This window comes from Paenarthrobacter sp. YIM B13468, from assembly GCF_042788025.1.
In the GTDB taxonomy this organism is placed as follows: domain Bacteria; phylum Actinomycetota; class Actinomycetes; order Actinomycetales; family Micrococcaceae; genus Arthrobacter; species Arthrobacter aromaticivorans.
Genome location: NZ_JBHZPI010000014.1, coordinates 87,744 through 112,859, shown reverse-complemented (window position 1 = coordinate 112,859; position 25,116 = coordinate 87,744). Strand labels below are relative to the sequence as shown.

At 63.0% G+C, this 25,116-nt stretch carries 21 protein-coding genes; 14 read left to right on the top strand and 7 right to left on the bottom strand.

Annotated elements, in window-relative coordinates; genetic code table 11:
• Positions 1 to 80: 80 nt before the first annotated feature.
• From ACFX4T_RS14635 to ACFX4T_RS14605, 7 genes are all read left to right on the top strand, one after another.
• Positions 81 to 1,076, top strand: coding sequence for an ABC transporter substrate-binding protein (locus tag ACFX4T_RS14635; RefSeq protein WP_377652495.1), 996 nt, complete (start codon positions 81 to 83; stop codon positions 1,074 to 1,076).
• 70 nt (positions 1,077 to 1,146) lie between these two features.
• A complete protein-coding gene (locus tag ACFX4T_RS14630; protein WP_377652494.1) occupies positions 1,147 to 2,007 on the top strand; it encodes an ABC transporter permease in 861 nt (286 codons plus the stop codon).
• Entirely contained in the window at positions 2,004 to 2,777 is a 774-nt protein-coding gene (locus ACFX4T_RS14625) for an ABC transporter permease (RefSeq protein ID WP_377652493.1), read from the top strand. Before ACFX4T_RS14630 ends, ACFX4T_RS14625 begins: the two co-directional genes overlap by 4 nt.
• On the top strand, positions 2,767 to 3,603 hold the full coding sequence (locus tag ACFX4T_RS14620; protein WP_377652492.1) for an ABC transporter ATP-binding protein: 837 nt from the start codon (positions 2,767 to 2,769) through the stop codon (positions 3,601 to 3,603). Before ACFX4T_RS14625 ends, ACFX4T_RS14620 begins: the two co-directional genes overlap by 11 nt.
• Entirely contained in the window at positions 3,600 to 4,295 is a 696-nt protein-coding gene (locus tag ACFX4T_RS14615) for a TetR/AcrR family transcriptional regulator (RefSeq protein WP_377652491.1), read from the top strand. Before ACFX4T_RS14620 ends, ACFX4T_RS14615 begins: the two co-directional genes overlap by 4 nt.
• Positions 4,292 to 5,005 (top strand): SDR family oxidoreductase, encoded by a 714-nt coding sequence (locus tag ACFX4T_RS14610; RefSeq protein WP_377652490.1) that lies wholly within the window; start codon positions 4,292 to 4,294, stop codon positions 5,003 to 5,005. Before ACFX4T_RS14615 ends, ACFX4T_RS14610 begins: the two co-directional genes overlap by 4 nt.
• 32 nt (positions 5,006 to 5,037) lie before the next feature.
• Entirely contained in the window at positions 5,038 to 5,913 is an 876-nt protein-coding gene (locus tag ACFX4T_RS14605; protein WP_377652489.1) for a VOC family protein, read from the top strand.
• Positions 5,914 to 5,937: 24 nt separating this feature from the next.
• Here ACFX4T_RS14605 and ACFX4T_RS14600 read toward each other — a convergent pair whose 3' ends face one another.
• Positions 5,938 to 6,642: a GntR family transcriptional regulator gene (locus ACFX4T_RS14600; RefSeq protein ID WP_377652488.1), complete on the bottom strand. Its 705-nt coding sequence runs from the start codon at positions 6,640 to 6,642 to the stop codon at positions 5,938 to 5,940.
• Positions 6,643 to 6,768: 126 nt separating this feature from the next.
• Between ACFX4T_RS14600 and ACFX4T_RS14595 the strand changes: the two genes are divergently transcribed.
• From ACFX4T_RS14595 to ACFX4T_RS14580, 4 genes are read left to right on the top strand one after another with little or no spacing between them, the layout of a single operon-like run.
• Positions 6,769 to 7,611 carry a fumarylacetoacetate hydrolase family protein gene (locus tag ACFX4T_RS14595; protein ID WP_377652487.1) on the top strand — a complete coding sequence of 281 codons (843 nt, stop codon included), beginning with the start codon at positions 6,769 to 6,771 and terminating at the stop codon, positions 7,609 to 7,611.
• 20 nt (positions 7,612 to 7,631) lie between these two features.
• Positions 7,632 to 9,227, top strand: coding sequence for an FAD-dependent monooxygenase (locus tag ACFX4T_RS14590; protein ID WP_377652486.1), 1,596 nt, complete (start codon positions 7,632 to 7,634; stop codon positions 9,225 to 9,227).
• An 18-nt stretch (positions 9,228 to 9,245) separates the two neighbouring features.
• Positions 9,246 to 11,228, top strand: a complete 1,983-nt coding sequence (locus ACFX4T_RS14585; protein WP_377652485.1) for a flavin-containing monooxygenase — start codon at positions 9,246 to 9,248, stop codon at positions 11,226 to 11,228.
• Positions 11,225 to 12,634 (top strand): carboxylesterase family protein, encoded by a 1,410-nt coding sequence (locus ACFX4T_RS14580; protein WP_377652484.1) that lies wholly within the window; start codon positions 11,225 to 11,227, stop codon positions 12,632 to 12,634. The genes ACFX4T_RS14585 and ACFX4T_RS14580 overlap by 4 nt, the downstream gene beginning before the upstream one ends.
• Positions 12,635 to 12,710: 76 nt before the next feature.
• Here ACFX4T_RS14580 and ACFX4T_RS14575 read toward each other — a convergent pair whose 3' ends face one another.
• From ACFX4T_RS14575 to ACFX4T_RS14555, 5 genes are all read right to left on the bottom strand, one after another.
• The gene (locus ACFX4T_RS14575; RefSeq protein WP_377652483.1) at positions 12,711 to 14,720 is read right to left on the bottom strand and encodes a flavin-containing monooxygenase; all 2,010 of its coding nucleotides are present in this window, start codon (positions 14,718 to 14,720) and stop codon (positions 12,711 to 12,713) included.
• Between the two features lie 109 nt (positions 14,721 to 14,829).
• Positions 14,830 to 15,621 carry an IclR family transcriptional regulator gene (locus ACFX4T_RS14570; RefSeq protein WP_377652482.1) on the bottom strand — a complete coding sequence of 264 codons (792 nt, stop codon included), beginning with the start codon at positions 15,619 to 15,621 and terminating at the stop codon, positions 14,830 to 14,832.
• Between the two features lie 67 nt (positions 15,622 to 15,688).
• Positions 15,689 to 17,299 carry a bifunctional 3-(3-hydroxy-phenyl)propionate/3-hydroxycinnamic acid hydroxylase gene (locus tag ACFX4T_RS14565; RefSeq protein ID WP_377652481.1) on the bottom strand — a complete coding sequence of 537 codons (1,611 nt, stop codon included), beginning with the start codon at positions 17,297 to 17,299 and terminating at the stop codon, positions 15,689 to 15,691.
• A 3-nt stretch (positions 17,300 to 17,302) separates the two neighbouring features.
• Entirely contained in the window at positions 17,303 to 18,241 is a 939-nt protein-coding gene (locus ACFX4T_RS14560; protein WP_377652480.1) for a fumarylacetoacetate hydrolase family protein, read from the bottom strand.
• Positions 18,242 to 18,244: 3 nt separating this feature from the next.
• Positions 18,245 to 19,156 (bottom strand): VOC family protein, encoded by a 912-nt coding sequence (locus ACFX4T_RS14555; RefSeq protein WP_377652479.1) that lies wholly within the window; start codon positions 19,154 to 19,156, stop codon positions 18,245 to 18,247.
• A gap of 255 nt (positions 19,157 to 19,411) precedes the next feature.
• On the opposite strand from ACFX4T_RS14555, the gene ACFX4T_RS14550 reads away from it, so the two are divergent.
• Positions 19,412 to 20,782 carry an MFS transporter gene (locus ACFX4T_RS14550; protein ID WP_377652478.1) on the top strand — a complete coding sequence of 457 codons (1,371 nt, stop codon included), beginning with the start codon at positions 19,412 to 19,414 and terminating at the stop codon, positions 20,780 to 20,782.
• A 1-nt stretch (position 20,783) separates the two neighbouring features.
• Entirely contained in the window at positions 20,784 to 21,347 is a 564-nt protein-coding gene (locus ACFX4T_RS14545) for a carboxymuconolactone decarboxylase family protein (RefSeq protein WP_377652477.1), read from the top strand.
• Positions 21,348 to 21,370: 23 nt separating this feature from the next.
• Here the strand turns inward: ACFX4T_RS14545 and ACFX4T_RS14540 are convergent, their stop codons facing one another.
• A complete protein-coding gene (locus ACFX4T_RS14540; RefSeq protein ID WP_377652476.1) occupies positions 21,371 to 22,882 on the bottom strand; it encodes an MFS transporter in 1,512 nt (503 codons plus the stop codon).
• Positions 22,883 to 23,129: 247 nt separating this feature from the next.
• Here ACFX4T_RS14540 and ACFX4T_RS14535 point away from each other — a divergent pair, with 247 nt between their 5' ends.
• Positions 23,130 to 25,058 carry a DUF2264 domain-containing protein gene (locus ACFX4T_RS14535; RefSeq protein WP_377652475.1) on the top strand — a complete coding sequence of 643 codons (1,929 nt, stop codon included), beginning with the start codon at positions 23,130 to 23,132 and terminating at the stop codon, positions 25,056 to 25,058.
• The last annotated feature ends 58 nt before the right edge of the window (positions 25,059 to 25,116 follow it).

The following is a 25,116-nucleotide window of genomic DNA, read 5'->3' as shown; positions in this document are numbered from 1 at the left end:
ACAAATACTGTTGCTGCAACTCGTCGCTGAAGACGGCAGGCAAAGGCCCGCGCAGCGTTCACTCAAGGGAGAGCGAATCCATGAACATCAAGAAAACCCGCGCAGCGGCCATCGGCGCCGTAGCTTTGGCACTGGCGCTCAGTGGCTGCGCATCCGGATCTGTCGACGGCAGCGCCCCCGCTGCCGCAGGCAGCAGCTCCGGAGGACTTACCAAGGTCACCTACGGGATCTTCCCGTCCAACACCGTGGCAGCCTTCCAGGTTGCCAAGGACAAAGGCTTCTTCGAAAAGCATGGAATCGACCTGCAGCTGGTGGTGGGTGCAGGCAGCAGCGCGGCGCAGCTGCCGGCGCTGGCAACCGGTGACCTGGACTTCATGCTGGCCAGCCCGGTCACAGCCTTGACGGCGACCACCCAGGGACTCGATGTCCGTATCGTTGAAGGTGTGACCCAGAACGACCCCAAGATTGTGGAAGACTCCACCGCCGTAGTGGTGGGTGCCTCGTCCACCATCAAGACCGCCCGGGACCTTGAAGGTAAGAAGGTTTCCGTCAACGCGCTGGGTAGCATCGGCGAGATCGGCATCCGTGAAGCAGTAGCCAAGGACGGCGGCGATCCGAAGAAGGTGACATTCGTCCAGTTGTCCTTCCCGGAAGTTGCTGCCCAAATCGAAGCGGGCCAGATCGACGCCGGCATGGCAGGTTCTCCGTTCATCCAGCAGGTAGTTTCCAAGGGCGGCCGGGTGGTCAGCGACTTCATCCACGACACCGGCCTTGGTGAGAACGAACTGGTCTCCATCTCCAGTGGCAAACTGGTGGAAAGCGATCCGGACAAGGTCAAGCGGTTCACTGAAGCCATGAAGGAGGCCCTGCCTTTCCTGACCGAAAACAATGATCTGATCCGCGACGCGATGCCGGCCGCCCTCGGGACTGACCCGGCCGCTGCGAAGAAGGCCCAGCTCTCGCTCTACAACCCGGATGTTTCACAGGAGACAATCCAGCTCTTTGCGGATTTGCTCGTCAAATACGGCATCGTGAACACCAAGCCCGACGTGGCCAAGGTGATCTGGAAGCCGTAACTCCGCTGTCGGGGCCGCCCGGCGGCCCCGACCGCCAACCGATCGCACAAATGAGAGCAGAACAAAAACCGTGGAAACGCAAACTCCAACCCTGAGCAGCGTGGCTGTGCGTACCCTGCCTACGCGGGAACACAGAGTGCGTCGTGCTGCCCGGTGGACTGCTGTGGGACCCTACGTCCTGGGCGTCGCCGGCATCCTCGCCGCACTCATTGCCTGGGAACTCTTCTCAGCCTTTGGCCCAGTCAGCCAGCACCACCTGCCACCACCAACGGTGGTCATTCCTACATTCCTTACCAACTTCACCTTCACCCAGTTCTGGCTCACCATAGGCCAGACGATGTGGGCCTGGTTCCTTGGGTTGACCATCGCCACCCTGGGCGGTCTCGCAGTTGGCCTGCTCATCGGTTCGAGCAGCTTCTTGCGCGCTGCCACGCACACCACGGTGGAGTTCCTGCGTCCCATTCCTGCCGTGGGCCTGATCCCCCTGGCCGCATTGTTGTTCGGACCCCGCATCGGCGCCGAACTCCTGATTGTGGTTTACGGCTGCTTCTGGATTGTCATGATCCAGGTCATGTACGGCATCACGGACATCGACAAGGTAGCCAACGACACTGTTCGAACCCTGCGGATGACCTGGCTGCAGCGGGTCCGGCACCTGGTATTGCCTACGCTCCTGCCGTACCTGATGACCGGCATCCGCCTCGCTGCCACTGTTGCCCTCATCCTTGCGATCAGCTCCGAGCTCATCGTCGGTACTCCCGGAATAGGCCGGGCGGTGGCGCAGGCCCAGCTGAACGACAACCCGTCGGCAATGATCGCCCTGATCCTGACGTCCGGCCTTCTGGGCATCCTGGTAAACCTTATTTTCCGTTTCATCGAGCGTAAGGTGCTGTTCTGGCACAGCTCGGTCCGTTCGGAGGTGGCGGCATGATCGTCCTCAAACGCCTCGGCATGTGGTTCGGCCTGCCGGCACTCCTCGTAGCCATCTGGTGGGCGTCCACAGCCCAGGGAGCCAACTTCTTCGTTCCCAAGCCGGACAAACTGGCCAGCACCTTCGTCAACGTGTGGTTCAGCGAGAAGTTCTTCACGGATGTCGTCCCCAGCATGGTGCGACTCCTCATCAGCCTTGCCGTCTCCCTTGTGCTCGGGGTGGCGCTGGGAATTGCCATCGGACTCTCACGGACCTTGCGCTGGCTCCTGGAACCCTTGTTGGAATTCATCCGCGCAGTGCCGTCTACCATCCTCATTCCGGTGTTGCTCCTGCTCATCGGCATCAATGACACGATGAAGATCACCGTCATCGTCCTGGGCTGCCTCTGGCCCATCCTGCTCAATACGATCGAAGGCGTACGGTCCCTGGATGAAGTGTTGAAGAATACGGCGCTCGTCTACCGGCTACGCGGATTCCACCGCATCCGTTATCTGGTCCTGCCCGGTGCATCGCCGCTCATCATGGCCGGCATCCGGCATAGCCTGGCGGTGGGGCTCATCCTCTTGGTCGTCTCGGAAATGTTCGCTTCGACTGACGGTATTGGCTACTCCATTATTAACTTCCAGAACCGCATCGCGATCCCCGAAATGTGGAGCGGAATATTTCTCCTGGGGATCATTGGAGTGCTGCTTTCGGTGGTCTTCCAAGCAATCCAGAAGCGGGTTCTCGCATGGTACTACGGTCTAAAGGAGGCCTCCAATGACGGCTAACAGGTCGGATATCCGACTCAGTGTCCAGCAGGTTCGCAAGGTCTACGGTGTGGGCACCCGGAACGAAGTGGAGGCCGTCCGGTCCCTGACCTTCGATCTCCACGCCGGCGAATTCGCCTGCCTGGTAGGTCCCTCAGGTTCCGGAAAGACCACGTTGCTCAAATGCATCGCAGGGCTCCTGGATCCGACATCCGGCGAAGTGGTACTGGACGGCAAGCGCGTCTCCGGGCCCGCCGAAGGCATGGCTGTGGTCTTCCAGGAATACAGCCGCAGCCTGTTCCCGTGGTTGAGCGTGGAGGACAACGTCGAGTTGCCGCTCAAGACCTCCGGCGTGCCGAAGGCGGAGCGCAAGGCACGAGTCAAGGATGCGCTCGAGGCAGTCACCCTTTCCCACGCGGCCAAGAGCTACCCGTGGCAGCTTTCCGGCGGCATGCAGCAGCGCGTTGCGATCGCCCGCGCCGTTGCTTCCAATCCCAGCGTTCTGCTCATGGACGAGCCGTTCGCGGCAGTCGATGCGCAAACCAGGGGAGAGCTGGAAGACCTGGTGCGTGAAGTCTGGAAGCGGTTGGACATGACCATTCTGTTCGTCACCCACGACATCGATGAGTCCGTCTATCTGGCCGAACGCGTCCTTGTGTTGTCGAGTTCGCCCACTATTGTCCAGGCCGACATCCACATCGACCTTCCGGACGTACGTAGCCAGGCTGACACGCGATCCCTGCACCGCTTCGGCGAACTCCGCCACCAGGTGTATGAGGAGGTTCAGTTCGCCAAGACCAATCCGGGCGGCGAACGGATGTCAGCCCACCGAGAGGCGCGCGCATGAGCCCCCGTGCAGATGCCGACGTCAGGAACAATGGCGCCGTAAAGCCGGAGGCAGGCAAGCGGCGCCGGGTCCACCAGTCCACCCCGGAAAACGAACGCGCCATCCTTGAGGCTGTGCTGCAACTTGCGGTGAAGGTGGGCTATGAAGGCACCACAATGGCCGAGGTGGCCCGCGTTGCCGGATTGCCGATCGGCTCGGTGTACTGGCACTTTGAAAACAAGGAAGGCTTGTTCGCTGCGCTGATCGACTACTGCTTCGAAAACTGGAAGACGCGTCACCGTGGCCCGGAAAACAGGGCGATCCTTCGCACGAGTATCGCCGGATCTGCAGCCAATTCAGCTGACCCGGCAAATGCGCAGGAAGCCTTCTGGATCATCGGACTGCTCTTTGCGCTGGAGAAACGGCTGGCAGGGAACGCTGCGCGTCAGAAGTACCTGGAAGTTCGGGACGAGATGTACGAACTGATGGTCGAGGCAGTTACGCCCGGTCTCCCGGCTGCAGCCCTGAGTGTGAAACCGGACCTCGCCCGCAAGGTTGTAATGCTTGGCCGTGCCCTGACGGACGGGTTCTACATTTCGGCGTCGGCGGGGGATGAGATCGATTTTGCCGAGGCAGCAGAGCTGTCCGCCTTGGCTATGGAGAAGCTCGTGGACCATTACGCCGAGCTTGGGGCGACAGCGGATCAACCATGAGTGGCCCGGTCCGCGTTGCACTGATTGTCGGGGGCGGACGCGGCATTGCCGCTGCAGCCGTCCGGGCGTTGGCGAACGACGGACTCAAGATTGCTGCCATGTCCCCGTCCGGGAGCGCCATGGAACTGGCGCGCAGCCTGGGCGGGGTGGGGCTGGAAGGTTCCAACCGGTCCGTTGCGGACCTTGAGGCGATCACCAAGCTGGCGCTGTCCACGTTCGGGCGGATCGACGTCGTTATCAACAGTTCCGGCCACGCTGCCCGGAAGCCGGTGCTGGAGATCAGCGACGACGAGTGGGCCGAAGGCTACGAGCTGTACCTTTTGAACGTCATTCGCATGGCGCGGATCGTCACTCCGCATCTGCTTGCGGCAGGTGGGGGATCGATCGTCAACGTCTCCACCAGTTCACCGTTCGAACCCAACCCGAACTACCCGGTGTCCGGCACGTTTCGTTCCGCGCTGGCTTCCTTTACCAAGCTGTATTCCGATGAGTACGGCCCGTCCGGAATCCGCATGAACAATGTGCTTCCAGGGTTCACCAAAGAGGATCCAAGCACTGTTCCGGACGAATGGACCACCCGAATACCTTTGCGCAGGGCTGCCAGTACCGAAGAGGTAGCCCGAGTTATCCGATTCCTCGCGAGCGAGGAATCCAGCTACATCACAGGCCAGAACATCCGAGTGGATGGCGGCGCGTCGCGCTCCGTCTAGGAGCCGGCACCTGAAAGAAAGGCTTTTTAGCTATGTCACTTGGTGTGATCACCGAAATGGGCTACCTTGCAATGCGGACCCGCGACTACGATGAGTCGCTTGAGTTGGCTACCGAGGTCCTTGGCCTGCGTATGACGCTCAACGACGACAAGAGGGCGTACTTATCCGCCGCGGACCGCCACCACGAGATGGTCTACGTCAAAGGCGAGGAAGACGGCATCGACCATATTGGCCTTGTTGCGGACAGCCCGGAAGGGCTGGAAATCATCCGCAAGCGCCTCGAGGCCGGAGGCTTCCGGATCCTCACCCGCAGTCCTCTGGAGCGGGAAATCGGTGAGGGCTTCGCTGTCCTGGGCCCGGAGGGATACGTCTACCACGTCTATGTGGGCATGAAGGATCACCGGCATGGTCCGTCATCGTTCGGCCCGGACCGTTACGGCCACGTCAACATCCACCCACAGAACCCCACCGCCATGAAGGACTTCCTGGTGGAGTTCTTCGGCTTCAAGGTTTCCGATGTCATCGGCCAGGATTTCGCCTACTTCCTGCGGTGCAACCCGGACCATCACGGCATTGCCCTCATCAAGGGCCGCGGTTCACTACACCACCACGCGTGGCAGACGCAGTCAATCGCGGATCTTGGCCGGTTGGGCGACAGGTTGTTCGCCCGTGGCCGGAGGCTGATCTGGGGTCCGGTGCGGCACGGCGCCGGTCATAACATCGCGGCCTACTACGTCGAGCCAAACGGCACCGTGGTGGAGTTGTACACCGACCTCGAGCAGATCCACGACGTCGACCGCCCTCCTATCGAATGGAGCCAGGACGACCGAACCTGGTTCAACCGCTGGGGTGTCTACAACGGCGAGGACTTCCGTTTGCACGGGGCTTTTCCCATCGCTCTGAACTAGGAAGGGACCGGACTGCCCCTGCCCCTACTCCTCGGGCAGTCCGGCTTCGGAGGCGGCATGAAACTCGGCTTCTTCAATCACGTCGATCGTGCGCATGTAGTGCTCACGCAGAAGCTTTGTGGCCGTCGGCGCATCGCGGGCGATGGTCGCCTCGAGGATGGCCCGATGTTCGGCTTCGATGTCCCGGGACTGGGCGCGTTGGTCCGGAGCTGTCCAGAGGCGGTAGAGGGCGGTGGCCTCGCCCAACGTGGCCGCGAAGTCCTGCAACAAGGGAACGGGGCACGCCTCCAGCAGTTTCGCGTGGAACGCCTGATGGGCCAGGAACCATTCCACAGAGATGTGGTTTGGGTCCTCGCTGGTGCGGCGCGGGGTCCGCTCCAGGCGGTGGTGGACCGCAAGAAGATCGGACTCCCAGGCAACGTCGCCCTGTTCGATGGCCAGAGTCAGGCCGTACTCCTCCACGCGGCAACGAAGTTCACCCAAGCCGCGCAGTTCTTCCAAGGTGTACTCGGAGACGAAAAAGCCTCTGTTGGGACGGAACTGCAGCAGCTTTTCACCAGCCAGGCGTACCAGCGCTTCGCGCACCACAGTGGAGCTGGCGCCGTATCGCTTGGTGAGCTCACCGACCTGGAGGTTGGTGCCCGGGGCCCACTGGCCAGCAAAGATGTCCGCCCGGAGCTTGCCCCGGACCACTTCGCTGATGGTTTCTGCGTTCGCTTGTCGTGCCATGGAACAAGACTACACATACGCACTAACTGTCCGAAAGTGCATTATTGACTGAAGAATGCATTCTTTGTATAGTTCAAATATCGGTATGGCCGAAGGCGACGACGCCCGGCACTAGAAAGGATTCACATGCGCTACGCGAGTTACCTGAACCAGGAAGGCCAGGCCACGTGGGGCCTCGAGGCCCACGGAGAGTTGCTTGACCTGGGGCCCAGTGGCGCCGACCTTAGCGCCACCTTGCAGGCCGCGATCGAAGAAGGCCTGCTGTCCGCTCCCTTGGTATGGGACGACGCCCCGACCCAGCCAGTTGAAGGAACCACTTTCCTCCCGCTCCTGTCGACGCCCGGCAAGGTGATCTGCATTGGAGTCAATTACCGCAGCCACCGTGAGGAAACCGGACGGGACGAGGTGGGCAAGCCCACCGTCTTTGCACGCTTCGCCGACACCCTGGCGGCACACGGCGCAGACCTGCCGATTCCCGCCGAAAGCTCCATGTACGACTACGAAGGCGAAGTCGCGCTGGTGATCGGAGCCCACGCGGACCACGTCAAGCCGGAAGACGCCTGGAACCACATCGCCGGCTACGCCGCATTCAATGACTTCAGTGCCCGCGACTGGCAGCGCCACACCGGCCAGTGGACCCCGGGTAAGAACTTCCCGCTCAGCGGAGCCTTCGGCCCGTACTTCATGGCCGCCGAGGAAGTCGGTGACGTTACCGAGCTCGTGGTGGAAACCCGCGTCAACGGCGAGGTCCGGCAGCGTGCCGCCGTCGCCGACCTCATCTTCGGCATCCCCGCCATCATCGAGTACGTCACCGCGTTCACTCCGTTGGCTCCGGGCGACGTCATTGTCACCGGTACGCCCGGTGGTGTGGGGCTGTTCATGGAGCCGCCAACATTCCTGGTTCCGGGTGACGTCGTCGAGGTTGAGGTCGGCAAACTGGGCACTCTTCGCAACGTCCTCGTTGCTTAAGGATGCGTGGAGGTAACGCCATGGAGGACTTCGATGTTGCGGTTGTGGGGGCCGGGCCCGTTGGGCTGACGGCGGCGCTGTTGCTGGCCGACGGCGGTGCACGCGTTGCGCTGCTCGAAACCGCGGCAGCTCCGATGGACTTGCCGCGGGCCATCAGCATTGCGGATGAGACCTTCCGGACGATGGACCGACTGGGCCTCTCGGATGCCTTGAAGGCGGAATCGCTCTTGGGAACCGGCAGCCGTTACTTCGGGTTGAATGACCGCCCACTTGCGTCGTCCACCCCTGTTCCCTCCCGCATCGGCCATCCCGCAAAGTCGCAGTTCGACCAGCCAGTGCTGGAAGAACTGCTGTGGAACAAGGCCCGTGACCACCAGGGGATTGAGTTTCTTGCCGGTGCCCAGGTAAATTCCGTCAGCCAGAAAGCGGACGGGGTAACAGTCGGATTCGATTCCGACGCCGGTGCGGGCACTGTGACAGCCTCGTGGCTGGTGGGGGCCGATGGCGGTCGCAGCTTTGTCCGTGAGAGCCTGGGCATCGACCTGGTGGGTTCCACCCAGCAGGAGCGATGGATTGTGGTGGACTTGCTCAACGTCCCTGGAGCGCGCGAACCCTTCGCCGAGTTCCATGGCAACGGGACCCGTCCCTACGTGCTGGTTCCGGGGATCAAGGGCCGCCTGCGCCTTGAGTTCATGCTTTTCGATCACGAAGATCCGGACGTGATGACCGCCCCGGAGAAGATCCTGGAGCTATCCAGGCCCTTCCACCCGGAGCTCCGCACCGAAGACGTCAGGCGCGCAGTGGTCTACGTTGCGCACCAGCGGCTGGCCCGGACTTACCGTTCCGGCCGTGCCTTCCTGATCGGGGATGCGGCGCATTTGATGCCTCCCTTCTCCGGCCAGGGCCTCAACGCCGGGCTCCGGGACGCACTGAACCTTAGCTGGAAATTGCTTGAAGTGCTCCGCGGCGTGGGAACGGATCGCCTCCTGTCCACCTACGAGTCCGAACGCCGCACCCACGCGGCCAAGATGGTCAAGGTTTCGCGCCGTACCGGTGCAGTGGTCATGGCCGTCGGCGCCTTCCGGACCAATCTGCGGGATATTGCTTTCCGTACGGTCAGCCTGATTCCCGCTGTTTATCGGTACCTGGGGTCAATGCGTTTCATCACCCCGCCGGACTACCGCAACGGTGTGGCCATCAAGGCAGATCGCGACGTTGATCGTCGAGTCGCGGCCTGGGTGGGTCTTGCCCTCAGTCAGCCGTCCGTTGCTGACGAGGACGGATCGACGGCGCCCCTGGACTTTCACCTGGGGAGTGGATGGGCGCTCATCACGCTTTGCGCAGGTAAAACCGGAACGACGGCGGGCAACCAGTTCTGGTCGTTGCTGGGCGCTCGCCGGATCACGCTCACGGGGAATGCCCACGCCGCGCGCCGGAATGGTGAGGAGCAGCGCCTGGTCGACGCCGAAGAGGTCCTCGCGCTTCCCGGGCTGGCCACACCCCACACCGTATTGGTGCGGCCGGACCGTTACGTCGCCGCCGTATTCACTGACCAAAGTGAACAGGCCGTCATCAACAAACTGCGTTCATACGTCGATCCGCTGTCGCGGTCCTGACGAATCAAGGAGGAAAGAATGCCCAGCATGCAGGAAACGAGGTCGGAAACATTGCGGTTTGACGATCTCTACTGGGAGCAGAACTCAGAGCCGATCGTCGAGGACGACGTCGCCCTCGAAAAGATCGTCGCCCAGGCGGAACTCCCTGTCCTGCTCGCTGCCATCGCGGCGGCGCTCGGCGACACTTCGTTCCTGCCCAGTGACCTCCAGCCTCCTTTAACCTTGGTGGACACGCAGCCCCATCCTCACGGGGGGATGTCTCCAGAGCAACAGGACCGCGCAAAGTCCTTGGCATTGGAGGGTCTGCGGCAGCTGCGTGACCGCCAGGTCACCAGCGTTGATGTCCTTCCGGACGGCGCCGTCACCGACCTGCTCGGATTCCTTACGGGCGGCCGGGACCACTGGTACCCGTCACTCAAGCATGAGCTCGACCTCGCCGCAGACAAGGGCGGGGCTCCTCAGTGGGACTTTGAGCAGGTAGCTGCCGGCCGGGACTTCCCGGTGCTCGTCATTGGTGCCGGTATTGCGGGTATTGCCGCGGCCTACCGGTACTCGCAGGCGGGTGTGCCGTTCACCGTGGTGGAGGCTGCGCCCACCCTGGGCGGAACCTGGGCAAAGAACACCTACCCCGGTGTCCGCCTTGATACTCCGACCTTCGGCTATTCCTATTCCTTCGCCCAGCGCGGTGACTGGCCGCACCAGTTCGCCGAGGGCGGGGACGTCCTGGACTACGTCCGGGATGTCGCAGAACGCGCGGGGCTGGTGGAATCCATTGAGTTCTCCACCCGCCTTGTCCGCCTGGTGTGGGACGAGGAAGCCCACACTTGGCAGGCGACCACCCGCCACAGCGACGGGCAGGAGCGGGTCCGCACCTTTGCCGCCGTCGTAAGCGCCCTCGGCCAATTGGACCGGCCCAACATCCCCGAGTTCACGGGGGTCGAACAGTACCGCGGGGTGACCATGCACTCGCAGGAGTGGTCGCACGACGCCGAGTACCGGGGGAAACGCGTGGCGGTAATCGGCACGGGCGCCAGTGCGTACCAGATTGTGCCCGCGCTCGCTGACGAGGTATCCGGGCTGGTGCTCTTCCAGCGCAGCGCACCGTGGATGCTGCCGGCTCCGAACTATCACGACGGCGTCAGCGACACCTTCGCGTGGTTGCGGCGCAAGGTTCCCCACTACGCACAGTGGTACCGCCTGTGGGTGACGTTGCAGGGTATTCCGGGCCGCATGCACACCGTCACTGCCGAGGACGGATGGCAGGGTGCGCCTTTGAGCGTTTCTGCCAAGAACCACGAAGTCCGGGAGGCGCTGATCGAGCGCTTGAAGGAGCAGTTCGCCGACCGTCCGGAACAGTTGGAGAACGCGATTCCCAACTATCCGCCGGGCGCCAAGCGGATGCTGCGTGACAACGGAGTGTGGGCCGCTGCCCTCAAGTCCCAGCGCACCACCGTGGTCACCGCGGGGATTGAACGGTTCTCCGAAAAGGGGATCATCGACAATGAGGGCGTTGAACACGAGGTGGACATCGTGGTCTTCGCTACCGGATTCAAGCCCTCCGACTACCTCGATGAGGTGGAGGTCGTTGGGCGTGACGGTGTGGAGATCCACGATTTCTGGAAGGGCGATGCCAGGGCGTACAACGGCGTCACGGTTCCTGGTTTCCCCAACTTCTTCCTCATCTATGGACCCAATGTTGGCGGTGTGGTGGCCGGAAGCCTGCACTTCATGATCGAGCGGGCGGTGGAATTCTCCCTCAAGGCCGTCCACGAGGTCCTGCAGCGCGGCGTCTCTGCGATCGACATCAAACCGGCGGCGCTGGACCGCTTTGTGGAATGGGTCGACGCCGGGAATCGCCGGATGGCCTGGGGACAGCCCTACGTGCGCAGCTGGTATCAAAACACGCACGGCCGGGTCTCCCAAGTGTGGCCCTACACCAACGTGGAGTACTGGGAAGCAACCGAGACAGTCAAAGCCGACGATCACGAGTTCCTTGCGTGACGGTTGTGCTGATCGATACCCCCGGCGGGCAGGTCCGGGCGAGCCTCCGTGCAGGAGTGCTGGATGCGCCCGGGGTTCGCTACGGCACGGCCTCCGACCCCCGCAGTGGCGAGGTTTCCGGTGTGATTGCCGGCGAAGCACAAACCCGCCCGGCTGCCTTTCCGCAGCGGCCGGGCATGTTGGACGGTTTGCTCGGCACTGCGCTGAGCGAACTTGAGCAGAGTGAAGATGCGTTTACCTTGCGGGTCCAGGCGCCGGCCGGTGCCCATGGACTGCCCGTGATCTTCTTCATCCCTGGCGGCGGTTTTACCACCGGCTCTGGCGAGAGCCGGTGGTACTCCTCGCCGGACCTTGTGCGGAACGGCGGGTTTGTTCTCGTCACCGTCAACTATCGGCTGGGGGTGATCGGACACCTCGGCCCGCACGGAGACCCTTCGGAATCCACTAAACCTGTGCGGGACCTCCGAGCTGCCCTGGCTTGGGTGCGGGAGAATATCAGCGCCTTCGGCGGGGACCCCTGGAAGGTTACCTTGGCCGGGGACTCAGCCGGCGCTTGGTACGCCTATGCGCTGAGCACCGAACCGTCGGTGCAGGGTTTCGCGGCCCAAACCCTGCTGATCAGCATGCCCCGCCTTGCGCCCCTGCCCGTTGACGTCTGGTTGAAGCATCGCGCAGCTGTACTTGAGGCCCTGGGGTCGGAGCTGGCCACTGCTCCTGCTCCGGCCATTCTGGATGCCCAGGAAGATGCGCGGGCGGGGCTTCGGCCGTTCCCGTACATGCCCGCCGAATCAGTGGAGGCACCGGCAGACCTGGTGAGGTATGCGGATTCGGCGCAGAGGATCCACACCGGCGCCCTGCTCATCATCACCACTGCCGAAGAGTCGGCGGCGTTCCTGCGCAACCAGCCACGGGACGGGTTCTCCGAGGCGGGCGTGGAAGAGTTCCTTGAGCGAACCTTTAAAGACCCGGCCTTGGCGGCGGAACTGCTCGTGGCCGAGGGTGAAGAGTCCGACGCTTATCTTCAGATGGTTCGAGCCGCCACCTTGGCCCAGTTCCGCCTCCCCGCGTTGGAGATCGCCGCGAATTCACCCGTGCCGGCACAGGTGGTCCGCTTCGATCACCGAAGCAAACTTGATGGAGCCTACGCAGCCCATTGCTTCACGCTGCCCTTCATCTTTGACGGCACGGACCGCTGGCGTGATTCCCCGATGATGGTCAACGCCTCAGAGGCAGAAACTGCTCGGGTGACAGCCTCGATGCGGGAGCTGATCGGTCAATTCTTGTACGGTGGCGTGGCTGGGGATAGCCGGTACGACCCCCGGGCGCCGCGGTCGCTGGTCATCGACGCTCTTGGTATCCACCACGAGCCAGCACTCGATGCGGAGCTGAAGCTACGCGGCGAATGACCAACCAGCATCTGCTGACTCCCGATGCGGGTGTCAACAGATGCTGCGCGGTAATGCAGGGGATTTCGTGCTTCGCTCATGCCAGGAATTCGTAGTCGTCCGTCTCGACCTTCTCGGTGATCCGCCAGTATTCGGTGGTCTTGAATGGCCACACCTGGGAAACCCTGTTGAAGCGGTTCTTGTACCAGTTGGTTACGTAGGGCTGGCCCCACGTCATGCGACGGTTCTCGGCGTCTACCCACTCGATGTGACGGTCGAGTGCTTCCTGTTTCAGGTCCAGCGCAGCCTTGTCCCGCAGGAGGAGCTGGTGGATCGCCTCAACGGCATACTCGGCGGCGCGCTCCATCATGATGTGCAGACCGCCCGCCGCCACGCCGGTGGTGTTGGGTCCCAGCATCATGAACAGGTTCGGGAAATGAGGCACAGTGATTCCCGCGAACCCCTTTGCGTCTCCCTGCCAGTAGTCGTGGATTTCCAGGCCGCCGCGTCCAACGATCTCAATGGGGTCCAGGTAGTCGGAGGGGCGGAACCCGGTCGCGTAGATCACGACGTCCACGTCGATGTGTTCTCCGGCGCCGGTAACCAGGCCGGTAGGGGTGAACGATTCCAGCCCTGATGACACCACCGTCGTGACGGGTGCCATGAGCGCAGCAGCCCAGACGCCGTTGTCCCTTAGCAGGCGCTTCGCCGACGGCGGGTAGCCGGGGATTGCTTTTTCGAGCAAGTCCGGACGGCCTTCGTACTGGAGCTCCATGCGGCGGATGACCTCTTGGCGGAAGGCCTCGTTGCTGGGGCTGACACTCAGCGGGGCTTTGTCCCAACCCTCCTGGACCGTGGCGACATTGATGCGACCTTCGATGCCAAGCGCGGTGACCCAGAGGCGGAACCACTTGCCGTAATGGGGAACCTTTGAATGCAACCAATGAGCGGTCTCCGTCATCGGCTCGTGGTAGCTCTCGGCCGGCAGCATCCAAGGCGCGCTGCGCTGGAAGACGTGAAGGCTCTGCACCTGGTCCACGATTGCCGGGATGATTTGGTAGGCGCTGGCACCGGTACCGATCACGGCTACCTTCTTGCCGCGCAGGTCCACGGAGTGGTCCCACTCTTGCGAGTGCATCTGCGTTCCCGTGTATTCCTCCTGCCCGGGCCACGTTGGAATGTGGGGATGATCGAGCTGGCCTACGCAGGTGATGATGGCGTTGAAGCGGCGGGTCTGCCGGGACCCGTCCGCGGATCCGGTGGTGGCTGTCCAGGTCCTGGTTCCCTCATCGAACTCGGCTTTCTCCATCCATGTATGGAGTTCGAGTTCGTCGGCAAGCTCTGCGCGGGCCACCACTGTTTCCAGGTATTCAAGGACTTCCTCGCCCTTGGCGAACTGATGCGGCCAGTCATCGCGCTGCGCGAAGGAAAAGCTGTACCCATAGGTCGGTGTGTCCAAGCGGACTCCAGGGTAGTGGTTCTTCCACCATGTTCCCCCAACCCGGTGGGAGGATTCGATCCAGGTGTAGGGGAGCCCGGCTTCCTTGAGTCTGTATGCTGCCGCGATGCCGGCGACGCCCGCACCAACGATCAACGTATCGAAGGTCCGTCCTTGGGAAAGCTCGTCGAAAGACCAGTTAGGCGAACCATTGCTCTTGGGGCTAAGGAGCAGTTCATGCTGCATCTCTCCAGCCCAGTTCGGATCAGAGCTGGTACGCCCGCCGGTAAACCAGTCCAGGACGTAGTCGGCCTGTTCAGCGGTAAGTTCACCCACGGTCCGAACGTTGTTATCGCGCAGGCGCCGCAGCCCCTCAAAGGCAAGGTGCCGGCAACGGGCGATCTGGTCCTCGTTCAGGCCGCCGTGGGGCTGCGTGGTGGCACCCATGGGCGGCAAAGGCGGGGAGAGATCCGGCTCCAGGAGTGACATGTCCTTCAGTGCTGCGGCAAGCGCGGCCAGGAGGACCGGCAGTTCAGCACCTTCAACGTAGGCCCACAGCTCTTGGTCGGTTTCCGTAACCTGAGCGTATTCGTCCCTGCCGTAAAGGTCCCCGCAGTGGACGGGCGAGGTCCGTTCGGTGGTTGCTGCCGGCGTGGTCATGGCATTCATGAGTTTCCTCCTGCGCGCCTTTGCGGCGCGGTTCATCTGACGACGTTGTCTTGGTAAGGAAATAGCGCGGTGTCCGCGCGGTGACTCTCGAGCTGAAGACGGGGCCCAGTCAGCCCCTGTGAAGCCGGAAATCGTCCGTGGCAGTGCGGACCGCTGCAACGATTTCCGTGATCCGGGGCCGCATACGCTCAGCCGGCCCGGAGACCGTCACTGCGCCGAGGACTTCCCCTTGGTCGTTGCGGACCACGGCACTGACACCGATGACGCCGGGTTCGCTTTCCTCATTGTTCAGCGCCCACCCGCGGTTGGAGATTTGGGTGAGTTCGGCCAGCAGGTGATCGCGGTCGTGGATTGCCAAATCGGTACCGGTGGCCCAGTTCCGTTCACCGGAAAACATCCGGTCGACTTCTTCCGGGGCCAAGGCTGCCAGGAGGCACTTTCCGGCCGAAGTGATGTGGGCAGGAAGGCGGTGGCCCACCCTGGAGACGGCGCGGATGATGTGCGGGCTTTCCACGCACGCGAGGAACAACGCCTGATCTTCCTTCAGGACCAGATAATGCGCGGTCTCCCCAGTCTGTTTCACCAGCCAAGCAAGGGTCGGCTCGATCTCGGTCCGGATGTCGCCCTTGTTTGTCAGCGCTTGCGCCAGTTGCATCAACGCCGGACCCGCGACGAAGGACTTGTCCGTTGGGTGGCGTTCCAGCAACCCGGCCTGGGCCAGGGTGGAGACCATCCGGTGTGCCGTAGACCGTGCCGCACCAAGCTCCTCCGCGACGTCGACGATGCGGATGCTGGACCTCGAACGCAGCATGAGGAGGGTGCGGGCGGCGTTCTCCACCGACTCGATCGGATACCGGTATGCCGGATCGGCCGAGGACTCCTCGGGGACGGTGACGTTCATGGGACTCAGCCTCTTCGTGTGTGGGTCGTCTGTAGCCAGCATAGACAGACCGTGGACCCTGCCGGCATTACGCATGAACGGTCCCTCCCACAAGCACGGAATTCCCGCAGTCGGCCGTTCCATCTTCGGCCAACAGGGACGAACGCCGGGTGACATAAGCCAGAAGCTTGTCAATGGATTCCTCCAAAGCTTCGGTGCCCTTGCCGGCGTCGAACACGTACGCGTCCGGCCTGACCACCACCCAATCGGCGTCAGCGGCACCCAGCCAGTCAGCGAAGCGGCTCCCTTGCTCAACAAGGCTGCCAGCCCCCGGCGAAGCCTCGGCCGGCTGCCCGGTGATGGCGGCTACTGAGACATTCAGTAATTCCAGATGACGCTTCGCGGAGCCGGACAAGCCACCCAGCACGTCCGGGCGGACCGTCAGCAGCGTCAACGAGGAGCCGAGGACATTGTCCAAAAGGACCCCCTTGTTACTTGCAATGCGCGGTTGAACGGCCAGCCGGCCACCCAAGGGGCCGTCCACGAACCCGGCTCCCAACTGCGGCTGGAACGGCGGGTTGGCTTCCGTTTGGGCTTCCAGCTTTCGGTCCCGTTCCGCCGCTTTGGCGGGATCCGTCTCGCAGACCATCTGGCCCACACGCACCGATTCGGCGATGTACTCCGTGACGTGGGGACGCCGGCTTTCGGTATAGGCGTCCATGAACTCGATCGGAGCGGTGCCCTTAAGCACCTTGTTGAGCATCCAGGACAGCGTCATTGCATCCCGCATTCCGCTGATCATCCCCTGGCCCATGAAGGGCGGCATCAGATGCGCGGCATCTCCTGCCAACAAGATGCGGCCCTGGTTGAAGGTTGAAGCCACCAGGGAATGGAACGTATAAGTGGTGGACCGTAGGAGGGTTGCCGTGTCCTCCGTAATCCACCGGCGAAGCTTGGGCCAGACGTTTTCCGGCTTTGCCGCTTCCACGGGATCGGCTGCGTCGACGATCATGAACTCCCAGCGGTAATGGTCACCGCCCAGCCAGGCCATGTGCGAAGGCTGCGCAGGATCGAGGACTTGGCCGGTGTCCGGAACATCAGGGGCCGTGGCCCCCTCCTTCATTTCCACGTCAACGACCACCCAGGTCGCTTCGAACCCAAGGTCGTCCCTCGCGATCCCCGCCTGCTCCCGGACAAGGCTGTTGGCACCGTCCGCCCCCACAAGGAAGCGGGCAAAGATTGGTTCCTCGCCGCCGTCGAGCGTCAACGCGACGCGGTTGCCAAGGTCGGATACCGCCCGCACGTTGGTGGACTGGCGCACTGTCACGCCGGGGGTCGACTTGGCCGTCGCGTCGAAGATGTCCTCGATGTCCGGCTGATAGAAGTGGTAGGAGGATTCCCAGCCGCTTGGAGTTTCCCAGCCACGTGGCAGGTTGGACAGGACACTCAGGTCGGCGCGGAGGAGCAGGTACTCGCGGGCAGGAACGATCGCCGCGTTGATCTCCTCAGAGATGCCCATCGCCTGCAGGATCCGCATCGCCTCGTGGTCCAGGTGGCAGGCCCGTGGCAGGGGATAGAGGCCGGCTTGCTTGTCCAGAACCAGGACCGACCACCCTTGACGTCCCAGCAGCGTGGCCAGGGTTTGGCCTACGGGGCCATAGCCGACGATCGCGACGTCATAGTTCGTGGCTGCTTCCATCTCCTACTCCAGTCCTTGACGGCGGAACGACGCCGGCTGGGGAGTCTTGGCGATCGTAGTGCGCTGGGTGCCGAGGCCCTCGATTTCGATGAGTACATCGTCACCGGCCTGCAGCCACGGAAATTCACCCTCGCCGTGGGTCCGGCTCAGTTCAAGGATGCAGCCTGTGCCGCAGGTGCCCGAGCCGAAGACGTCGCCGGGGCGGACCTCGGTTCCGCGGCTCGCATAGGAAACCATCTCCCCGAACGAGTAGTGGACGTCAGCCCAGTTGGCCCGGGAGTATTCGACGCCATTGACCTTGAGGGACATGGCACGGTCAAAACCCGTTGCCGTCCGGTACGGCTCCAGTTCGTCCTTGGTGACCAGCCAGGGGCCGAGCGACGTGGCTGTGTCCTTGCCTTTCACGGGCCCCATCGAGAGGAGCATTTCCTCGTGCTGGACGTCGCGGCCGCTCCAGTCGCAGAGGATGCTGTAACCGATGATGGCATCTTCGCCTTCCTCGGCCGTGAGGTCCTGCCCGGCTTTGCCGACGACTGCGGCGACCTCGAGCTCGAAGTCGAAGCGTTCGGATCCCGGGGTCATGGGGATATCGCCTTCGCCCTTGAAGTTATAGGGGTTGGAGAAGTAGAAGACCGGGATCTTGTACCAGAGCGGGTTCATCTCCAGGCCCCGCGACTCCCGGCCGGCCTTGACGTGCTGTTCGAAGGCATAGAAGTCGCGGAAGGTAGGCGGCGTGGCAATCGGGGAGAGGTTGCTGACCGTTGAAGGATCGACGACGGCGCCCGCCAGGATCGCTTGTTCGCCCGCCTGGCGCAGGGCTTCTTCGCCCTGTTGGATCAAGTCGAGCAGGTCATGGTGGCCCTCGATGACCCGGTAGGAGTCGTCCACGACGACACCAACGCGGGGCAGTTCGCCCTCACTGCTGAATCGAACGAACTTCATGGCTTAGCGTCCTCCCACCAGCTGGGTGTTTTGGCGGTACTTGGATGGGGTTGGGGCCAGTCCCAAGGCGCGGAAACCTTCGGGAAGGTAGTCGTTCCACTGGTTCCACCACACTTCGCCGTCTTCCCACACCACTGGTTCGCGGTTGTCGTCATAAATCTGTTCGATGTCGGTGTACAGCTCCACCACGTTTCCGGAGTGTTCCTTGTAGTAGCAGGCGATGTTGTTGCCCGCACCGTGCCGGACCGGACCCCAAAGCAGCTCCCGACCCAGTGCGTGGAGACGGTCGCCGGCCTTGGTGAGGTCGCTGACGCCTTGAACTTCCCAGGCGTGGTGGTGGAACGTCCCGCGCCCCTGCAGTACGGCGATGCCGTGGTGTTCGGTGTTGCAGCGTAGGAAGTAGCCCCTGGAACCTCCCGTGCCGATCACATCGGAAATCCGGAAATCGAGGACCTTGGTCAGGAATTGCACCATTCCGTAGTGATCCTGCGGATGGAAGTTGAAGTGGCCGTACCGGTTGGGGCCGAAACCCTTGGGGGCGACGCCGGCCTTCTGCAGGCCCAGGGAGATTTCGAAGGCAAAACCTTCCGGTCCGATGAACGTGAAGCCGTCCTCTACGCCTTCTCCGGTGGGCTTCTCTGAGACCACCTGGAAACCTTCGTCCTCTACCCGCCGTCGTACATCCCTGAGCGCGTCGCCGTTCGCGGCGATGAGTCCCAAGGCTTCCAAACCGTCGACGTCGGACTCTACGTACGTCAGTTCATGGTGCACATCGGCGGCGGCCAGGTAGGAGACGCCGTCGGTTCGCTTGGTCTCGCGCAGGCCAAGGATCTGCGTGGCATCGAAGACGGATTGTTCAAGGTTGGAGGTCCGGATCGATACCGGCCCCATTTCGGAAATTGCGCCCCAAGACATTTGGTACCCCAACTCTGGATTATTCGGCTAAGTGTTGTTCCGTTGAATAGAACATGTTCTGTTCTGCGGATCTTATGATGACGCTAGCAGTTGTCACTTGGCCAAGACAACCCCTGCTTGGCCGGAAAATTTGAGGCTTGTGCGGCAGCTCACACTCAAGTAGCGTGTGGTCATCCCTCCAAGCAGAACGTGTTCTGCTCTGCGAAACTTTATGATTTCCCCTCTACAAAGGTGTGACTTGGGAAAGGACACGACATGACAGAACGGACGTCTACACGGGGCCCGGAGCTGCGCAGCAGCTCCCGCGATCGCCGCCGCGTGGTCTTTGCGACCGTTGCCGGAACCACAATCGAGTGGTACGACTTCTTCCTTTACGCCACCGCCGCGGGCCTGATCTTCACCAAGGTCTACTTCGAACCTGCTGGAGCAGCCGCGGCGCCGCTTCTGGCGTTCCTGACGGTTGGCATCAGCTTCCTGTTCCGGCCGCTCGGTGCCTTCCTGGCCGGGCACTTCGGTGACCGCTACGGCCGCCGGGTCGTCCTGATGGCCACCCTGGTCCTGATGGGTGCTTCGACCGCACTGATCGGCTTGTTGCCCACCTTCGATTCCATCGGGTTGACGGCTCCGATATTGCTGGTCCTGCTGAGGATCCTGCAGGGCATCTCGGCTGGAGGTGAATGGGGAGGCGCCGCACTCCTGGCCGTTGAACATGCCCCAGCAAACCGGCGTGGAATCTTTGGTGCATCACCGCAGATCGGAACCCCTCTCGGGCTTCTGCTGGCGTCCGGCATGCTGGCCACGATGACCCTGATCGCGCCCGGTAAGGCTTTCCTCGAATGGGGCTGGCGCGTACCGTTCATCCTTTCCGTGGCGCTGATCGTCATCGGTTACTACATTCGACGCCGGGTGGACGAGAGCCCGGTGTTCAGCGAACTGGCCGAACGCAAGAAGGAAGCCCGTGCGCCGATCGTCGAGCTCTTCAGGAAGCACTGGCGTCTGGTCCTGCTGGCAGCCCTGATTCCGTCCGCAAGCCAGGCTGCCGGCTACATGACAACCGGCGGCTACATCCAGCGGTATGCCAGCGATCCTGCGGGTCCTATTGGTTTGAACCCCGGGGAGGTCCTCTGGGTGGTGACTGCCTCCGCCGTCTCCTGGCTGATTTTCACCCTCGTTGGCGGATGGCTCTCCGACAAGCTTGGACGCCGCAAGACGATGCTCCTCGGTTGGCTCCTGCTGGCTGCCGCACTGCTTGTCCTGTTCCCGCTCGTGAACACCGCGTCCACCATAGGCCTCTTTGCCGGACTGACCTTGGTGACTGTTGGCCTGGGAATGGTAATCGGCCCATTGTCAGCGCACTACACGGAAATCTTCCCTGCGACGGTGCGCTTCTCCGGGGTTTCCATCGCCTACGCACTTGGTGCAATCGTTGGCGGCGCGTTCGCTCCCACGATCGCCCAGGCCCTGGTGCAAGCTACGGGGTCCACCGGCGCCGTGACCGTTTACTTGGAAGTGATGGTGGTTGTCTCCATCATCGCCACCCTCCTGGTCCGCGACCGTACAGGCGTGAACCTGGGTGCAGAAACGGAGGACCGGGTTGAAAGCCCCATCAACGGAGTCAACGCCTAGAATGCTGCGACGCACGGATAGCCTTCTGCCGGATCAGATGGACCCGGACCAGACGAAACTCTATGAAGCCATCACGCAGGGCACCCGGGCCCAAGGCCCGCAACACTTCGCCCTGGCGGATGAGCAAGGACGTCTCAACGGGCCGTTCGGCGACTTCCTGTTGTCGCCGTCGGTCGGAATGGCGCTTCAAGCGCTGGGCGCCGCACTGCGCTACGAAACCGAACTGTCTGGACGGGCGCGGGAACTCGCGATTCTCCTCGTTGCGGCCCGCCATCACTCGACCTTCGAGCGGGAGTCGCACGAGCCCATAGCCCGGGCCCTCGGGTTCAGCCAGGGTGATTTGGAGGCGATCCGGCGCGAAGATATGACGCCCTTCGAGGGAGTCGAAGTGCTGGTAGGCCGGACGGTCCTCGCACTGCTGGATGGAGATCTCGACGAACCTTCCTGGCCGGCGGCAGAAAGCATGCTTGGTCAGCGGGCAGTGTTCGAGTTGGTCACTCTGGTGGGCTACTACTCAACCTTGGCATTGCAGCTTCGGGTGTTCCGGGTTGATTCCGCAGGGTGAACAACTGGACCGCAACGAGGTGCTCACATCGCCGTCGGCCTGTTCGGGCGGTTCTCGTGGGCCGCCTGGGCGGCTTCGTAGCTTCTGTCGAACGGGAGGGTATCCATCTCCAGCAGCGGGTTGTGATCCTGCGTCTTTACCAGCTCGCGGGCGGCTGCCTCGGAGTCCACGCTGGGCATTGAGCCGGGAAGGTGCCGTTTGGCGGACTCCGGCAGGAAGTAGATAGCAACGGCCGCGATGACCGACGTCGCCATGAGGTAGAACGCCGGCATCAGGTCGTTGCCTGTCGCCTGGATGAGCGAGGCGATGATGAACGGTGCGGTGCCGCCGAAAATCGCCACGGCGAAGTTGTAGGCGATGCCCATGGCAGAGTAGCGGTGCGCCGTGGGGAACAGTGCCGGCAGCGCCGACGCGAGGATGGAAACGAAGAACGCCACCGGAAACGCGACCATGGCCAGGCCCGCGAGCGTGGCAGGAACGGTTCCGATCGATATGAGCAGGAAAGCGGGAAGCGCCAGGACAACGGTGCTGATGGCCCCGATCCAGAGCACTGGGCGGCGGCCAATCCTGTCCGAGAGGCGTCCGGTCAGCGGGATGCACAGGGACATGACCACCAACACAGGAACGGTCAGCAGCGTTCCGTGGATCTCGTCGTACCCCTTGTTGGTGGTCAGGTAGGTGGGCATGTAGGACGTGAGCGCATAACCCACAGTGTTGCCCGCGGCCACGAGGATCATGGCCAGCACGATGTGGCGCCAGTGATCGCGGAAGATCCCCACCGGTCCGACGGGGCGGAGCTCGTCGCCGGTCTCGTGATGCTCGGCAGCCACGGCCTCTGCCTCCTGTGTGGCCTTGAAAGCGGGCGACTCCTCGATCTTCATGCGGAAGTAGATGGCCACGATGCCCAGCGGCCCTGCGATCAGGAACGGGATGCGCCAGCCCCATGCCTCCATCTGTCCCTGACCCAGGATCAGCTGGAGCGCGGACACCAGTGCGGCGCCCAGTGCGAATCCCAGGTAGCTGCCCATGTCCAGGAAGCTGACGAAGAAGCCGCGGCGGCGGTCCGGTGCGTGCTCGCATACGAATGTGGTGGCGCCGGAATACTCGCCTCCCGTGGAGAAGCCCTGGACCAGCTTCGTGACCACGAGCAGGACCGCGGCCCAGATGCCCAGCACCGCGTACCCAGGAAGCAGGCCGACGACGAACGTCGCGCCGGCCATCATCATCAGGGTCATGGCCAGGACCTTCTGCCGGCCGATCTTGTCGCCCAGCCAGCCGAAGAAGATCCCGCCCAGCGGCCGGGCGATAAACGTAGCACCGAAGGTTCCCAGCAGGAACAGGTTCTGCACAGCCCTGTCCGCCTCCGGCAGGAACACCGGCCCCATTGTGGTGATCAAATAGCCGAACACGCCAACGTCGTACCACTCCATCGTGTTACCCACGATGGTGCCCCCAAGCGCCTTCCGCAGAGTGCGGTGATCGACGACGTTGACGTCGGACACCCGCAACCTCCGCTGCAGATTGTGCTCTGTCATGGCTCGGTCACCGCCTGTTTTAGGTGGGCACGCGCCGCCAGTTCGCCGGCATCCCCGTGTGGTGGAGGCCCAACTCTTCGATCATCTTCCCACTGGCCAACTGGTACAACAACGAAAATCGCAGCCGACTCAAACGCCACGGGCTGCTGTTGCCCAGCCTGCGTTCAGTTTTGTTCGCCTTGCCCCACGGCGGTATTCAATGGCTTACGGTTAGGGCTCTTGGAGACAGCACACCCGCAGGAGACCCATGGCCACCGGCTTCACCATGCCCGCCCCGGATTACGAGCTCAGCCCCATCACCGGATGGACGCGGGATCACTGGGTCGCTTTCGCGGATCAGCAGCTTCTCGCGGTGCGCCCCTACTTCTCCGCGCAGAAGGCGCTGATCCGGCTGAGCGGCCGCCCGTCGTCGTCGGGTGTTTTGTCGGACGGCATGGAGGGGTTCGCGCGCACCTTCATGCTGGCCGCCTTCCGTGTGGCGGGGGAGCAGGGCAACGATCCGCACGGCCATCATGACCTGTACAGGACGGGCCTCCTGGAGGGTACGCGGCCGGGTAGTCCTGAAGCGTGGCTGCCCATCCGCGACCGCTCCCAGCCCATGGTGGAAGCCGCATCCATTGCGCTGGGCCTGCAGCTGACCAAACCTTGGCTGTGGGACACACTGTCCGGGGACGAGCGGGCCCAGGTGGCCCAGTGGCTGCAGGGTTCCTCGCGGAGCACCTGCGTGGACAACAATTGGGTGCTCTTCCAGGTCCTGATCGCCGAGTTCCTGGCTGGCGCCGGGTTCGGGCACAACGCGGCCCAGATCGAACATGGACTGAAGCGGCTTGACGACTGGTACGTCGGCGATGGGTGGTACCGGGACGGGGACAATGACGGCACGGGCGATTTCTTCGACTACTACTGCGGCTGGGCGCTTCATCTTTATCCCGTGTTGTGGTGTGGGTTCGCGGCCAACCGGCACCCGGAAGCCCAAGCCAGGTCCAAGGTCTACCGGGCCCGTCTCGCCGCGTTCATGGACGATCATGTGAGTTTCTTCGGCGGGAACGGCGCCCCGGTTTTCCAGGGCCGCTCGCTGATTTACCGCTACGCCGCTGTGGCTCCGGTGTTCCTCGGGGAGGCAATCGGAGCGACGCCCCTCAGCCCCGGACAGAGCCGCCGGATCGCCAGCGGTGCCGCAAAGTACTTCCTCGACGGCGGCGCTTACGACGACGGACTGCCGTCACTTGGGTGGCTCGGCGCTTTTGAGCCGATGACCCAGGAATACTCCGGCCCGGCGTCGCCGTACTGGACCTCCAAGGCGTTCGTGGGACTTCTCCTCCCCGCCGACCATCCGGTGTGGACCGCCGTCGAACAGCCTTCGCCCCGGGAGTGCATGGACGCCGTGCAACACGCAGAAGGCCCGAACTACCTGCTCCACTCCACCTCTGTGGACGGTATCGCCCGCGTACTCAACCACGGCAGCGACAAGTACTATGCGCCCGGACCGGACGACCCCCATTACCGCCGCCTGGCCTATTCGAGCCACACCGCGCCGCTCTTCACCGAGGACCCCGTGGACAACCATTTCGCCGTCCTGCACCCCAATGGAACGCCCAGCCGTCGTGCGAGGATTCACCGGCTCGAGTCCGGGCATCTTAAGGCCGCACAACACCCGGCAGCTAGCTGGCATGCGCCAGTCTGGAACGACGTGGAGGATCCCGCCGATTCCCGCTGGCGCGTGGCAACAGCGACAGCTGCCGCCAGTGGATATGAGCTCAGGGTCCACGTGGTTGAGGCGCCTAACATGGGCGCGGCCGACCCAGGGCTGGCGCCGTCCAGGCTGCGCGTCCGCGACGGCGGATACGCGCTCGCAGATACCCGGCCGCCTGAGCTGCATGACCATGTTCTTGGAGTCGGCGGACTTCACACAGGCATCTGGCCGTTGTACGGCTACTCCGGAAGCGGGACTTTCCACGCCGAGGGTGTATCGCCCTTCGGCCAGCACGCTGCTTGTGGATACTTGGAAGGCCGTTTGGCAGGAGGGCGCAGCATCTTCGCCTCCTTGGTGTACCTGGGAGGCGAGGCGCCCGCAGCGGTTCCTACCGCCGTCGTGATTGACGACGACGGGGCCCGTGTAAGGGGGCACGTTGCCCTGTCGACGGGCCTACAACTGGAGGTCATTTTCGACTTCTGAACCGGCCTTCCCAGCCGCGTGGATTCTTGAGCGAATCTTGAGATGACCCGGCGTCCTT

Bases quoted from the DNA above. Each gene is read 5' to 3' on its own strand.
- ACFX4T_RS14615 (WP_377652491.1), top strand. From the start codon at position 3,600: ATGAGCCCCCGTGCAGATGCCGACGTCAGGAACAATGGCGCCGTAAAG.
- ACFX4T_RS14565 (WP_377652481.1), bottom strand. From the start codon at position 17,299: ATGGAAGCAGCCACGAACTATGACGTCGCGATCGTCGGCTATGGCCCC.
- ACFX4T_RS14540 (WP_377652476.1), bottom strand. From the start codon at position 22,882: ATGACAGAGCACAATCTGCAGCGGAGGTTGCGGGTGTCCGACGTCAAC.
- ACFX4T_RS14550 (WP_377652478.1), top strand. From the start codon at position 19,412: ATGACAGAACGGACGTCTACACGGGGCCCGGAGCTGCGCAGCAGCTCC.
- ACFX4T_RS14635 (WP_377652495.1), top strand. From the start codon at position 81: ATGAACATCAAGAAAACCCGCGCAGCGGCCATCGGCGCCGTAGCTTTG.
- ACFX4T_RS14595 (WP_377652487.1), top strand. From the start codon at position 6,769: ATGCGCTACGCGAGTTACCTGAACCAGGAAGGCCAGGCCACGTGGGGC.
- ACFX4T_RS14575 (WP_377652483.1), bottom strand. From the start codon at position 14,720: ATGAATGCCATGACCACGCCGGCAGCAACCACCGAACGGACCTCGCCC.
- ACFX4T_RS14610 (WP_377652490.1), top strand. From the start codon at position 4,292: ATGAGTGGCCCGGTCCGCGTTGCACTGATTGTCGGGGGCGGACGCGGC.
- ACFX4T_RS14545 (WP_377652477.1), top strand. From the start codon at position 20,784: ATGCTGCGACGCACGGATAGCCTTCTGCCGGATCAGATGGACCCGGAC.
- ACFX4T_RS14620 (WP_377652492.1), top strand. From the start codon at position 2,767: ATGACGGCTAACAGGTCGGATATCCGACTCAGTGTCCAGCAGGTTCGC.
- ACFX4T_RS14585 (WP_377652485.1), top strand. From the start codon at position 9,246: ATGCCCAGCATGCAGGAAACGAGGTCGGAAACATTGCGGTTTGACGAT.
- ACFX4T_RS14570 (WP_377652482.1), bottom strand. From the start codon at position 15,621: ATGAACGTCACCGTCCCCGAGGAGTCCTCGGCCGATCCGGCATACCGG.
- ACFX4T_RS14535 (WP_377652475.1), top strand. From the start codon at position 23,130: ATGGCCACCGGCTTCACCATGCCCGCCCCGGATTACGAGCTCAGCCCC.
- ACFX4T_RS14555 (WP_377652479.1), bottom strand. From the start codon at position 19,156: ATGTCTTGGGGCGCAATTTCCGAAATGGGGCCGGTATCGATCCGGACC.
- ACFX4T_RS14560 (WP_377652480.1), bottom strand. From the start codon at position 18,241: ATGAAGTTCGTTCGATTCAGCAGTGAGGGCGAACTGCCCCGCGTTGGT.
- ACFX4T_RS14625 (WP_377652493.1), top strand. From the start codon at position 2,004: ATGATCGTCCTCAAACGCCTCGGCATGTGGTTCGGCCTGCCGGCACTC.
- ACFX4T_RS14605 (WP_377652489.1), top strand. From the start codon at position 5,038: ATGTCACTTGGTGTGATCACCGAAATGGGCTACCTTGCAATGCGGACC.
- ACFX4T_RS14590 (WP_377652486.1), top strand. From the start codon at position 7,632: ATGGAGGACTTCGATGTTGCGGTTGTGGGGGCCGGGCCCGTTGGGCTG.
- ACFX4T_RS14600 (WP_377652488.1), bottom strand. From the start codon at position 6,642: ATGGCACGACAAGCGAACGCAGAAACCATCAGCGAAGTGGTCCGGGGC.